The organism is Clostridium sp., from assembly GCF_036569345.1.
Classification (GTDB): Bacteria; Bacillota; Clostridia; order Clostridiales; family Clostridiaceae; genus Clostridium_AD.
In genome coordinates, this window is sequence record NZ_DATCQT010000185.1 from 1 (window position 1) to 14,356 (window position 14,356).

Here is a 14,356-nt window from a genome sequence, read left to right on the forward strand (position 1 = left end):
TAATTAATATATATTAAGTAAGTAATTAATTGATGAGGTGTGTTAAATGGGCAATGACTTAAAAAAAATAATACATGAAGAAATTAACGAACCACTTATTAAAATAGTTGATAATTCCAGTAAAAAACCTAAAAAGATTGATTCTAAGCTAGTTGTCCTTTTGATTATAGTTAGCTTTTTAGCTGTATTTTTACTTTACTATGCATACAAAATGCTAAATATTTATTTCTAAATCATTTTATGTTTAAATCATAATTTTAACTGACGTCCCGAATAATTAATAACTTTAGATACGTTATTGAAAATAATGGAATGCATACTATACTCATCTATTTCACAAAATATAGATATAAATTAATTAATATCTCCCAAACTTATTATAAATTAAAGGGAATTATGGTTAAAATAATCTAAAATGCACAAGTCATAATAGCTGGGGGATTACAAGATATGAAAAAACTATTGAAAACTATATTTATTTTATTATTATTTTGTGTTTTATTACTATCTTCTCATAATTCATATGCCTCTCTACCAATGAATAATCAAATAGTTAGATCAGACAAAGTTTGGAATATCCAATTTAATAAAGAGCTTAAATTTGATAATGTGAAGAAATCTATAACCGTATTAGATAGTTCAGGATCAGAAGTAAATATAACCTTTGAGCTCGGTGACGATATGAAATCTATTTTAATTTTTCCCCCAGTAAAAGGATATAATTTAAGAGAACAATATACTTTGAAAATAGATACAGATATCTATTCAAAAGACAATATGAAGTTGCAATCACCAATACAGATGAATTTTAAAATTATTAATAACTTACTTATAGAAAACAATAAAAACATTAAAGTTATTTTTAATGATAATTGCAATAACTTAACTAAAAGTGGTTGGATCAAAGGTTCTGAATATACACAGAACTCATTTATATCAGATAACATTGAGAGTAAAAATTATTCCACTCCTATTCCATATGGGCAATATTTATTTTATAACAATATTCTAAATTCAAGTGCAAAAATTAATAAATATATCCAAATAGGTGCTGGTCCTTTTAATATAGAATTCGATGCTAAAATAACGAATTTACAAACTCCCTCGTCAAATCTTGGTTGGAGAGGCTTTGTAGTAGATGTCCTTGCTAATAATAAAAGATATTATTTTAGTTTTAATAGCAAAAATTCAGATAACAAAATAAAAGTAAACTTATTGAATAATATTTCAGGAGCAAATTCTTTTCAAACGGTAGATGCAATTTTGCCAAACGATAACAATATTCATAGATGGTCCTTAAAAAATGATGGGAATAAAACTATCTCATTATTATTAGATGGAAAAGTTATAGGAAGGTTTATTAATCCCCAATTACCAGCTGCGAGTCTTACTGATAGGGTTACCCTCTATAGTGATATGAATAATGCACTTACTGGTTTTAATAAAGTATATATTGAAAATTTCTCCATAGTTAAATCCTTATCAATAAAAAACTATACTCAAGTGGTTTATGAAAAGAACCAAACTATAAAAACTTCTATAACTATGGCATATGACGATAAAAAAATTATAAAAGATAAGCAATATTATATTAAATCATACTTATACAAAAACGATAAAATTATAGCACAATCTGACCCTGTACTGGTAGATAATATAAATATATCTTTAACTCTAAATAATATAACTCAATCAGGAGAAATGAAACTTATATTGAAGCTTGTTACTGGTATTACTCAAATTGAAGAAACATCAAAAATTATACATATTAACATTTCAGTTGCTAATTTAGAGCCAGGTCAGGCTATAACCTCTCACTCAGGAAACATATACTTATATACCCAAATGGGTAAGATGTTAGCAGAGGGCAAAAGTGATGCAGAGCACAGCGGGTGGGAATTAGGATCATACACTGATAATGAAAACAAAAAAAATGGAACGATAATAGAAAATGGAGAAAATGCACTTAAAATCAAAATGCCTGTAACTTTAAATGGTTGGTTTAGAATTTATGTAGGTTATGTTACTGGTACAGAAAGTTTTAAAATAGGTGTTACGAATGGTACTTCGCCTCTCCAAATAAATGGAGACATTTCTCTTGAATCTAAAGATTTATATGGTGATCAATGGATTAATGAAAAATCTACAATAATATCAAATTTTGATAATAATTCAATTGTGCTTTCCACAAACTCCTACCAAAGAGCGCGGATTGCTTATATTAAATTAATAGGTTTAACAGATGAACAGATTTCCTTATATAAAAAACAAAAGGAGAATAAAAATACAGTTATTTATGATTTTGATGGATATTCTGATTTCTTCTCTGGGAAATACCCTACTGTTGATATGCTTAAAAGTGAAACTGTAGATAAACTTGCTAATAAAAATGTTGGAGAAATAAATTGGTGTTTAGGAACTACAGGTATGTTACATTATAATAGTAAATATGCTGGCAAAGCATTTGTTGGTGTTGAAGAATTTGATGAACAACTAAGAGATGGAGATAAGTTAGCAAAATATCAAATATTAAATATCCTAAGTTCTGGAAAGTCCCCTTTAGAAATTGTGGCTCATAGAGGATTTGAAAAAGGAGTGAAGGTAAATGCTTCACTTAGAATGGATGCATTTTACAATCCAACTATTTACGGTGCTTTCAATGGGGCTATGTATAATGAATATAATCAATTCACTCAAGTTGGGAATTTTCCACTAAGCTATTACTACCCAGAAGTTAGAACTTATATAAAAAACGTACTTTTAGAAGCAGCTTCTTTTGATAATGTAGAAGGTTTAACATTAGATTTTTGCAGGTACCCAACAGTTTTTGGAAGTGAAACCCCTTCTGGCGAAAAAGTACTCATTATGAATGAATTTTTAAGAAGTCTACGAAAAGAACTACCTAAAAACAAAAGCATTACCATAAGAATACCCTATAATGATCCTATAAAATATGGCTTCGATATTGAAACTTGGATTAAAGAGGATTTAGTTGATACATTGGTACCATCAAGCATAGGCTTTGAAGAGTTCTTTAATATTAAACCTTATGTAGACATGGTTAAAAATACAAATGTAAAGTTATATATTGGTATTGCTGCTGATGTTAGTGGTCATGATATAACAAAGGAAGAAGAACAATTGGTAAAGAAAGGATTATATGTACACAATAAGGTATATTTAAATATTCAGCAATATTTACTACGGGCTTATGACATATATGAAGGTGGAGCTGATGGAATATTTTTATTTAACTCTAGCGCCGAACTTTATATTGACAATATCGCACCACTTGAATCATCGTTCTTGGGTGACAAAGTCCTAATTGAAAAATGGCATGAATTTGATTATATATCAGGTTTTGTAATAAACAAAATTAATGTCTTAAAGCCCCCCTTTTAATGATGATAACACTACACTAAAATCAGAACTTAAATATATTTCGGTAGTTTTTACTTTAAAAATAAATAGGTTTTAATAACATTATTTTACTACTTAAAAAGTGGTGTCAAAGGTAAATCAATGTGATATAATAAATTATAAGACGACATAAAATTGATTTAAGGGGTTGACAGTTCTTGGACAAAACACGATATACACTTTCTCAAGGTAATTCAATGCTGATAAATATACTCAGGTTATTTGCAGCGGAAATGGTGCTTTTCGGGCATAGCATCAGATATTTAGACTTGTTTCCTAGGTTGAATCCACCATATATGGGAGCTATTGAAAATTTTAGTGTTATTATATTATTCGTTATATCAGGCTTCTTAATCTTTTATTCCCTTGATAAAAAAAAGGACATGACTTTTAATTCTTTCTTTTTGAATAGATTTTCCAGAATATATTCTGCCTTAATACCATGCCTTATATTAATTGCACTATTAGATTTTATAAATTTGAAATACTTCAATTATCAATTGAAATATCATAATGCGTTTAATTTTAAAACATTACTTGGTAATATTTTTATGTTACAGGATTTGCCAATAAAAACTATAAATGGAGTTACTTCAAAAATATTTAATTTTAATTTATTGAATTTTAATAGCTTAACGAGTTTTGGTTCTGCTAGACCTCTTTGGACAGTTGCTATTGAGTGGTATATTTATTTATTTTATGGATATTTCTATATAATTATGATTAAAAAAAAGAAATTGAATATTTCTAATTGGGTTATATTTTTCTTAGTGAGTATTGTTCCTCTTTCCAATGTCATAACCGGTAGGGGAAATGGATTACTTTTGTATTGGTTAGCTGGTGGTACTGTTTTTTACTTAATTAAGAATATAAGTGGAAAATTCAACGTGCAGGTATTAATATTTTTAGGCTTACTAAGCTTCTGCTTTGCTTTTTTAGATACTTTACCTATTGCAGATTATTATGATACTAAATTTGTGCTTTTATTCTCTTTATCATTTTTTTTGTTCTTAGTAGCTTTTAAAGATAATGAAAGTAAGTTAGTGATTAAAGCAAATAATATATTAAAAAAGTTTACTAAATACTCATATACCTTATATTTAATACATTATTCGTTAATTGATTTATTGGTTCAAATCTTAAAATCAGAGAATAAGTATGTTGTTTTAGTGATTTGTATTATAACATCAAATGTTGTCGCTTTAATAATGTATGGATTTGGAGAAAAGTATAGTGGAATAATTAATATAAAATTGAATAAAATATTTTTGAATGTTAAACCTAATAAAAGTGACACTTTTTTAATGAAGTAGTTTTTTAACTCTAAAATGTTAATTACCTATTATTAACATTAACCCAATTATATAAGAACAAATAAAAAACTCCATGAAGTAAGTTCAAACAACTTATTTCTTGGAGTTTTTTAATTTTCACCGTCTAGTATAACCTCATTTAAAATTGTCATTAAAGCTGATACCATTCTCAATGCGTTCTATAAAATCATGTATATGCTCAAATAAAATCCCATATGCCATCCATACAGGTACATAACTTAGTGTAATTATTCCATAAATTGATAATGTTGTATTTGCATAGTTCCATGGGCACTCGCCTAAAATCAACCTAAGAAATAGTCCACTAATTAGTTCTACTGTAAATATAAGGACCATATATATTCCCCCCCGAGCCAAAAGGGGAAGATGTCTAATCCTATTATGAACAGGTTCAAGAAATACTGCAAGACCATATATAGGAAACATCCAGATGCAAGTAGTTCCCCTGAGTAAGACATCTCCCTTTAGCATAGCTCCAAAACCATTCCAAAAAACCTCAGCCAATAGTCCTATAAATCCGTATATAACAAATTTTTTCCACATGAGAATATTGTGTCTATTCTATTGCAAAATATACAACTAATTTTTTCAGATTTATATTATGCTATTGTTGGCGATTCTATGATACATTACTTATTGTAATTGTTCACTATATTTTGTATGGTTGTATCTAATAATGTCATAAATGCATTGTATTTATGTTTCAATATCTGCGGCCACTTCATCTAAATAGTTATCTTCTTGTTTTTCATCAAAATTAATTCTCATTTCTTCAATCACTAATGGTCTATTCATAACTCTAGTATTTATATTCATAATATATTCTCCAACTAAACCAATAAAGAAAAGTTGCATTGATCCAAAGAAAAATACACCTATAATTATTGGTGCCATCCCAATAGGAAAATGATTCCAATATATTAATTTTAATATTAGATATACTAAAGCAACTATTATACTTAATCCAGATAATGCAAATCCTATAAAAGTTGCAATCCTAAGACCCATCTTAGTATACGATGTAAAACTAAGCATAGCAGCATCGTATAATATATATAAATTGTTACTTGTTTTACCAGCTCTTCGTTTTGCTTGTTCATATGGAATATCTTTTCTTTCAAAACCTAATTCAGCAACAATCCCTCTTAAAAATGGTGAAGGATCCCCTAAATTTCTAAGGATATCAACAAAGCTTTTATCATATAATCCAAACCCTGTGAAATGTTCTATTTGTTCCACATTAGACATTTTTTTTATAGCTTTGTAATAACACGATCTTAGAAAATACATCAATTTATTTTCTTTACTTGTAGTCTTTATACCACAAACTATTTTATATCCATTTTTCCATTCTTTAATAAATTTAGGAATCATACTAATGGGATCTTGAAAATCAGCACACATAAGAATCGTACAATTACCTGTTGTTTGACATAATCCATAATAAGGTGAATTAAACTGCCCAAAATTTTTTGCATTAAATATAGCCTTTATATTATTATTTTTTCTACATAAATCCACTAATAATAATCTCGTGTTATCATTAGAATAATTATCTATAAATATAATTTCATAATCATAGATTACTAATTCATTTTTAAACAATTTAACAATTTCTTGACTTAAAGGAATTACATTTTCTTCCTCATTATAAGTAGGAATTAAAATACTTATCTTTTTCATTAAACTAACATCCTTAATTAATAAATTTTAAAATTTTCTTTATTCCCTCATCAAATTTCACGCTACAAGACCAAACTAAATTTTTCTTTAATTTATCTATAATCGGTTCAAAGCTTATGACACCTTCTTTATTATATGGTATTGCCCCAAATTGTAATTCACTTGTTGATTTACAAATATCTTTCATATCTATTACAAAATCTTTAAGTTGTCTACTTGTTCCACTTGCAATATTATATAACCCATCATTGCAAGATGTATTTGCAAGTAAATACATGGTTTTAGCTACATCTTCTACATAGATAAAATCCCAGCTTTGTACACATTGAGTTAAGGGTATACTCTCATTCCTTTTCATCTTATTTAGCGCTGACATAACTAGTGTTCCTTGATAGTCATAAACACCATATACACTAAATATTCTTGTCCATATAAATTTCATGTTATTTTCTCTAGCCATTATTTTTAGTGTTTCATATGCCCTTAACTTAGCCTTACCATATTCAGTAGTAGGTCTAGACTCATAGAGTTCATCAATTTTACCGACGCATTTTCCATATTCCGCCTGAGAACCAGCTCCTATAAATATGTTGCATCCTAATTCTTTTGCAACCTCCATAGCCTTTATTGCGTATTGGTAATTTTTATTCTGCAGTATAACATCATCACGGTAGGGAATTCTTGCTCCCTCCCATGCCAAATGATAAAATATATCTACTTTTTTATTTGTCATTACACCTATTATATCTTCGATTTTTTCCATACCTGTTTCAATAATTGTAAGATGATTACTTTCTGGTAGTCTATTAATTTTTTTTGAATTAGGTCTTACTACTGCTATTACATTACAATTATTTTTCAAATATTCCTTAATGATATGCACTCCTATAAAGCTAGTAGCACCAGTTATTACTACGTTTTTCATAATTATGCCTCTTTCTATTTTACTAAATTATAAACTAGTATTATTACTTCTACTTTAAACATTACAAATCTCCATTAATTTATTAAATAAACTTCTCTCTAAAAGTGGATCTTGATCATTAATCGGTCTACCCATAGCAAGCTTAGGATACAAATAAGTAGTATCAGTTAAGCTTATTTCTATAAAACAAGGTTTATTATCCAATAACATATCTTTGCATCTCGAAATTTCCTCTACAGAATTTATATTTGTGTATCGCAGGCCATACGCAATTGCAATTTTCTCAAAATCAGGAGTTGTATAACCAAATTCTTTTTTAGTTTGTACAAAATTAGATTCAAAGTACATTTCCTGAAAATGACGAATCATACCTAGTGATTTATTATTAAGCAAAACAATCTTAACAGGAATATCTTCTCTAACTATAAACTGAAGTTCTTGGATATTCATCTGTAATCCACCATCTCCATTAAAACTAATCACATTTTCACGGCTACCATAATATGCACCAATAGCAGCTGGCAATGAATACCCCATTGCACCATGTCCTCCAGAAAAAAGCATTTTTTGCTTACTCTTCATAACAAAAGATTGTGCCACCCATATTTGATTTTGACCAACATCTGTTGTTATAATAAAATTATTTGGCACATTATATGAAAATTCTTTTATAATATCAGTTTCATATTGTGAATCAATTTCCTTAAGTTCTTCTCGTATCTTTTTACATGAATTTATCCACTTCTCGTATTTATATTTTACGTCGAACTTTTCTGTATTCAATATTGATATTATTTTTTTTAAGTCTGCAACAATAGATATCTCGTCATCTTTAATTTTATTAGTAAGTTCTCCACTGTCGATATCTATTCTTAGAATTTTTGCATTTTCTGCGAATATTTTCAGATTACTTCCTGTTTGCCTACAATCAATTCTAGAACCAATACTAATAATTAAATCACTATTAGATATTACAAAATTTGCACATCTATTCCCATAAGCACCCACGAATCCGAAATTGTTATCATCGCCATCTGGCATTACATCTCTTCCGATCATACTTGTAACAACAGGAATTCCAGCCAAATCAACAAAATTTCTAAACTCATCAACTAAATTTGCACTGTTGATTCCATTCCCTGCTAGAATAACAGGTCGTTTAGATTTAAGTAGCATATCTAAAATAATATCTTTAATTTTTTTATAATATAAATTTGATTTTTCATCCTCTTCTGGTTCATATCCTTTTAATTTTTCCGGAATAATATTTGCTCTTTGAATATTCATAGGAATATCAATAAGTACAGGACCTGGTCTTCCATTACAACTTATAAAAAAAGCTTTTTCAAGTTCAGACCTTATGTTATTTTCATCATCAATCTTCACTGCATATTTTGTAACTGATTTTACAATGCTTACAATATCAGTTTCTTGAAATCCCTTTTGCCTAACAAGTAAGTCTCCCTTTGATTCGTAGGTATTAACCTGACCAGTAATAAATATACAAGGAATAGAATCAAAATAGGCATTTGCAATCCCTGTAATAAGATTTGTAGCACCTGGTCCACTTGTAGCGTATGCAACTCCAGGTTTCTTTGATGTTTGAGCATATCCACAAGCACAGAATGCAGACCCTTGTTCATGATAATTCACATGTGCCGAAATGGACTCCTTGTATTTATCAAAAGAATCCATAAGGTGTGTAACCATGCCACCAGGATAACCAAATACATCCGTTATTTCTTTTTCAATTAAAAAAGTTACAATATAATCACTTAATTTCATATTACAATTCCTCCTATACTTACTTAAATGCCCAGAATTTATTTAATAAAAAATTAAGGGGTATAGTAATAATTAAATTTAATGCTGGTGCAATTATTTTAGAAATATTTAAATAATCAACCATAGCTATTAGTAAAATTGTGCTCAATACAAATGTTGCACCGTATGACACAAAAGTTTTTATCATAGGTTTTAGATTGTTTTCATTACTCTTTTTAAATACAAATTTACTGTTCCAATAGTAAGCATTTAACACACTTATAAAGAAACCAACCGTATTTGCCACAATATAATTTATTCCAAAATAAATTAATATATAATAGGTAGCAAGTGAAATAAGAGTGTTAGAAAGCCCAACTATTCCAAATTTAATAAATTGCGCTGCTAGTTTCAATAATTCTTTTTTATTAACATTTAGCTTAGTAGAAAAATTCATCATTTAATGGCTTCTTTTATTGTCTTAACCATAAAATCAATCATATCATTGTTCATTCCTGGATAAACTCCTACCCAAAAGGTATCATTCATAATTCGGTCTGTATTTGTTAGATCACCAACAACACGATATCCTTCGCCACTAGCCCTCATCTCATCAAAACAAGGATGTTTTATTAAATTTCCTGCAAATAACATTCTTGTCTGAACACCATTGCTTTCAATATATTGAACAACTTTATTTCTATCTAAACCTTCTTTACATGTTATAAGGAACCCAAACCAACTTGGATCAGAATTTTCACATGAGACAGGTAAAATAAGCTTATCTTCAACCTCTAATAGACCTTCTTTTAATCTTTTAAAGTTTTCTTTTCTTCTCTCAACAAAAGAAGGAAATTTTTTAAGTTGAGCACATCCAATAGCGGCTTGCATATCAGTAGCCTTTAAGTTATATCCGAAATGTGAATACACATATTTATGATCATATCCAAAAGGTAATTCACCATACTGGTTATCAAAACGATGTTTACATAAATTATCCACTCCAGAAGGGCAAACACAATCCCTACCCCAATCTCTAAGTGAACGAATTATTTTATTAAGTAATGGATTATTTGTATATACTGCTCCACCTTCACCCATTGTCATATGATGTGGTGGATAGAAGCTTGATGTTCCAATATCGCCAATTGTACCTGTGAATTTTTCTTCTCCGTTTATTATGTATTTAGATCCAAGGGCATCACAGTTATCTTCAATAAGCCATAAGTTGTTTTTGTTACAGAATGCTTTAACTGCACTTAAATCAAAAGGATTCCCTAATGTGTGAGCAATCATGACAGCCTTAGTATTATCTGATAATGCCTTTTCAAGCATTGTTACATCAATATTATATTGTGGAATAGTAACATCAACAAAAACTGGAACCGCACCAAACTGAATTATAGGGGTGACAGTAGTAGGAAATCCTGCCGCAACAGTAATAATCTCATCCCCACGTTTAACAGCTCTTTCACCTAAAAGCGGAGACGTTAATGCCATAAAAGCAGCTAAATTAGCACTTGAACCTGAATTAACAAGACTACAATATTTAACATTTAAGTATTTAGCAAATTCACTTTCAAACTCATTTGTATATCTTCCTGATGTAAGCCAAAACTCAAGAGAGCTGTCTACAAGGTTAGTCATTTCAGCGTTATCATAAACTCTTGATGCATAAGGAATCCTTTGGCCTACTACATAGTCTTCCTTTTTATGGTATTTCTCACAATACTCACTAACGAGTTTTAAAATTTTTTCTTTATCCTTTTGTTCATTTAATTTATCTAACATATTTTATTCTCCCTCTCGAAAAACTCTGTTATTTGTTTATTCATACATTCATCAATATCATTTTTATTCAAATAACATTTTGAAAAGTCAACTGTTTTTTGAATTGCTGTTTCAACATCCCATCTAGGGCTCCACCCAAATACATTTTTAATTTTTGAACAATCCAACTTTAAAAAATTAGCTTCGTGAGGTCCTCCCATGAATTTGTCTTCCCAAGCTATGTTCTCTCCCCACTTTTTGCAAAACATGTCTACCAAAGTTCCTGTTGTTATACAATCACCGTCATTAGGTCCAACATTATAGTAACCTGCATATTTTATATTTTCATATTGCATTGATGCAATCATAAGATATACAGATAAAGGCTCTAATACATGTTGATAAGGTCTAGTTGAATGGGAATTTCTTACAATTATAGACTCTTTTTTTTCTGCTGCTCTAATACAATCTGGAATTATTCTATCATTAGCGAAATCTCCACCACCTATAACATTTCCAGCTCTAGCTGTAGAAATAGCAACTCTTCCATCTGTAAAAAAAGAATTTTTATAACCATGAGTGACAATTTCCGAGCAAGATTTACTATTCGAATAAGGATCAAAGCCATCTAACGGTTCATTTTCACGGTATCCCCATTCCCATTCATTATTTTTATAAACCTTATCAGTTGTAACATTTAAAAATGATTTTACATATGAATTTTTTCTTACACATTCAAGTATATTGACAGTTCCCATTACATTTGTTTCATAGGTATAAACTGGTTCTTTATAACTCTCAAGTACAATTGGTTGCGCTGCAAGGTGAAAAACTATCTCAGGCTTGTACTTATTAAACGTGCCCATCAACTTTTCCAAATCTCTAATATCACCAATTACCGAATTAACACCTTTTTCAATTTGTGAAATCTCAAACAAATTTGGTTTCGTAGGTGGGATTAAAGAATACCCAGTAACCTCAGCACCTGCTTTTACAAGTATCTTACAGAGCCAAGAACCCTTGAACCCAGTATGACCTGTTACTAAAACTTTCTTTCCCTTATAAAACTCCAAGTTTCTTACCATTTTTTCCATGGTGCTTTCCCACTTTCCCATAAAAATTCAAGCTGCTGTTTATCTCTCTGTGTATCCATACAGCTCCAATAACCTTCATGCTTATATGCCATAAGCTCACCCATTTTAGCAACTTTTTCTAATGGAGTTTTTTCGAATACAGTACTATCACCTTCAATATACTCAAAAATCTCAGGATTAAGGACCATAAATCCTCCATTTATCATACTACCGTCATCGTCATTTTTCTCTCGAAAAGAATCAATTGTATTATCCTCATTAATATCAAGAACACCAAATCTTTGTGCAATATTTATTGCTGTCATGGTAGCTATCTTTCCATGAGTTTCATGAAACTTAACAAGTTCAGCAATGTTAACATCACTAACCCCATCTCCATAGGTAAGCATAAATGGTTTATTACCAATGTATTTTTGAATTCTTTTTATACGTCCACCCGTCATCGTATTAAGGCCTGTATCAACTAATGTAACTTTCCAAGGTTCTGAAAAATTGCTATGTACAGTCATTTTATTATTTTCACTAAAATCAAATGTAACATCACTTCTATGTAAATAATAGTCTGCAAAGTATTCTTTAATCATATGAGCCTTATATCCACAACAAATTATAAAATCATTATATCCATAATGTGAATATATTTTCATAACATGCCATAAAATAGGCATGTCTCCAATTTCTATCATTGGCTTTGGTTTTAAATGACTTTCCTCTGAAATTCTTGTTCCAAATCCACCTGCTAATAGTACCACTTTCATATTTCAACATCTCCTATATATATATGATCCAAATTTCTAAAAACTGTGTATAATTACTCTCATGTCCACGTTTCCTAATTGTTCAAATCGACTGGTTTGTTATCTGTTTTTCGTGTCAACAATTATATAGATACCATAATACGACGTATAATATGTTTCATATTTAGGCTTATGATTAGCACGATTCATACGAGTAAAATAGTTGTTTGTACTTTGAGGATATTCAGGAACTATTACCTCCGTTTGACCCTTTTCTTTGGCTTCTTTAATCAAAGTTCGCCACTCGGTTGTGGTGGTTCGTAAAGCGTTCATCCACACATAACTTTTAACACCAATATACGCCAATAAACAAATAGATACAATGCTTACCAAACTGAGTTTAGCCAAGTTTTCATTAACCTTAATATTCCTAAGTAAAAATATCAAAACAAAATCCAGCCAGAGCAGTGTTCCATATGGTGGGGTGTATGGTACAAGGCCCCATATAACAATAGAAGCCACAATTCCAATTAAGTATTCAAAATTATTAATAAATAGCTGTTTCACTTCTCCTCTTGTTAATCTTACTAAAGTGAAAACAAACAAAAACAATAATATAGTCAATATAACTAAATTGAGATGACTTGTTCCCATGAGTGTTGCCATATGCACTTTCAAACTTAATTTCATTCTTGTCAATATACTGAGATGAAATACTAAACTATCATGACTTTGACGTATTCTGTTGAAATTTCCCGGTGCAAAAAAACAAAAACAGTAACCTACAAATAATCCGCTATGTATAAATATTCGCTTTATTCCTGCCTTTTGTTGATAAATGAAAACGAGTGTTTTAATCATTATTATTATAATACAAATAACACCTAATACTTCATGTGTAATTCCTGCAATAAATCCCAAAATATTAAATAACACGATCCATCTTTTCTTCAAAACGAATTTTCTTGAAATTAGCTTGTTTAGCATCACCATATATATTAGATAAAGCAACATTGTCAAAGCATACATACATGTCATCGTCCACATTGACATAATTCCCACTGCTGCATTATACCAGAATAGTGTCACACTAAAAACCAAAATTACCAGTGGATTTCGGACAATTCCTTTTAACGAACCAAACGCCAAAATACCACTTACAAGAACAATTCCTGTGTATATGATAACGCTGACTACCGCCGTAAATAATTGTCCGAACATTTCTAAAAATGGCACACATATTGTTCCTAAAATTCTTCCATTCCAAAGACTATATTCATAAGTCATTTTGCTCCAAACTTGGCTCCAAGATGTTATCAGGCTACCAATATTTCTGTTTGGATTATCTAAATATAAATTAATTCCAGTTACATGCTGTCCTAAAACATCATCACCAAGCGGCATACGATAATATATTAGCATAAACCAGAGAGTAGCAAAGAATAATATAATTACAATGCTCAGCAACTCTCTTTTATTAATTTTCAAAAATTTCACCCCCCATTAACCATGTAATTAAACCATTTGAGATAGTACCTATACCATAATATACTATATGGTGTTTATAGTATATAGTATATTACTTCCGTTCATCAGTTTTACATACATAATAAAAGAGTTAATTTTGGC

Annotated in this window: 12 protein-coding genes; 3 read left to right on the forward strand and 9 right to left on the reverse strand. The window is 29.6% G+C overall.

Features of this window, described 5'->3' with window-relative positions:
• Positions 1–46: 46 nt before the first annotated feature.
• The 3 genes from VIM70_RS19575 to VIM70_RS19585 all read left to right on the forward strand — a co-directional run bounded on the left by VIM70_RS19575 (position 47) and on the right by VIM70_RS19585 (position 4,733).
• Positions 47–232: a hypothetical protein gene (locus VIM70_RS19575; RefSeq protein ID WP_331947463.1), complete on the forward strand. Its 186-nt coding sequence runs from the start codon at positions 47–49 to the stop codon at positions 230–232.
• Positions 233–450: 218 nt separating this feature from the next.
• Positions 451–3,402 carry a hypothetical protein gene (locus tag VIM70_RS19580; RefSeq protein ID WP_331947464.1) on the forward strand — a complete coding sequence of 984 codons (2,952 nt, stop codon included), beginning with the start codon at positions 451–453 and terminating at the stop codon, positions 3,400–3,402.
• A gap of 176 nt (positions 3,403–3,578) precedes the next feature.
• Positions 3,579–4,733 (forward strand): acyltransferase, encoded by a 1,155-nt coding sequence (locus VIM70_RS19585; RefSeq protein ID WP_331947465.1) that lies wholly within the window; start codon positions 3,579–3,581, stop codon positions 4,731–4,733.
• 135 nt (positions 4,734–4,868) lie between these two features.
• Here VIM70_RS19585 and VIM70_RS19590 read toward each other — a convergent pair whose 3' ends face one another.
• From VIM70_RS19590 to VIM70_RS19630, 9 genes are all read right to left on the reverse strand, one after another.
• Positions 4,869–5,297, reverse strand: coding sequence for a putative ABC transporter permease (locus tag VIM70_RS19590; RefSeq protein ID WP_331947466.1), 429 nt, complete (start codon positions 5,295–5,297; stop codon positions 4,869–4,871).
• 153 nt (positions 5,298–5,450) lie between these two features.
• Positions 5,451–6,437: a glycosyltransferase family 2 protein gene (locus VIM70_RS19595; protein WP_331947467.1), complete on the reverse strand. Its 987-nt coding sequence runs from the start codon at positions 6,435–6,437 to the stop codon at positions 5,451–5,453.
• 13 nt (positions 6,438–6,450) lie between these two features.
• On the reverse strand, positions 6,451–7,362 hold the full coding sequence (locus VIM70_RS19600; RefSeq protein ID WP_331947468.1) for an NAD-dependent epimerase/dehydratase family protein: 912 nt from the start codon (positions 7,360–7,362) through the stop codon (positions 6,451–6,453).
• A gap of 54 nt (positions 7,363–7,416) precedes the next feature.
• Entirely contained in the window at positions 7,417–9,147 is a 1,731-nt protein-coding gene (locus VIM70_RS19605) for a thiamine pyrophosphate-binding protein (protein WP_331947469.1), read from the reverse strand.
• A 19-nt stretch (positions 9,148–9,166) separates the two neighbouring features.
• Complete coding sequence (locus tag VIM70_RS19610; protein ID WP_331947470.1) at positions 9,167–9,586, reverse strand: GtrA family protein; 420 nt, start codon at positions 9,584–9,586, stop codon at positions 9,167–9,169.
• The gene (rfbH, locus tag VIM70_RS19615; protein WP_331947471.1) at positions 9,583–10,917 is read right to left on the reverse strand and encodes a lipopolysaccharide biosynthesis protein RfbH; all 1,335 of its coding nucleotides are present in this window, start codon (positions 10,915–10,917) and stop codon (positions 9,583–9,585) included. The genes VIM70_RS19610 and rfbH overlap by 4 nt, the downstream gene beginning before the upstream one ends.
• On the reverse strand, positions 10,911–11,990 hold the full coding sequence (gene rfbG / locus VIM70_RS19620; RefSeq protein ID WP_331947472.1) for a CDP-glucose 4,6-dehydratase: 1,080 nt from the start codon (positions 11,988–11,990) through the stop codon (positions 10,911–10,913). The genes rfbH and rfbG overlap by 7 nt, the downstream gene beginning before the upstream one ends.
• Positions 11,975–12,748, reverse strand: a complete 774-nt coding sequence (gene rfbF, locus VIM70_RS19625) for a glucose-1-phosphate cytidylyltransferase (RefSeq protein WP_331947473.1) — start codon at positions 12,746–12,748, stop codon at positions 11,975–11,977. The genes rfbG and rfbF overlap by 16 nt, the downstream gene beginning before the upstream one ends.
• Positions 12,749–12,847: 99 nt before the next feature.
• Positions 12,848–14,215 carry a DUF6056 family protein gene (locus VIM70_RS19630; protein ID WP_331947474.1) on the reverse strand — a complete coding sequence of 456 codons (1,368 nt, stop codon included), beginning with the start codon at positions 14,213–14,215 and terminating at the stop codon, positions 12,848–12,850.
• Positions 14,216–14,356: the final 141 nt, after the last annotated feature.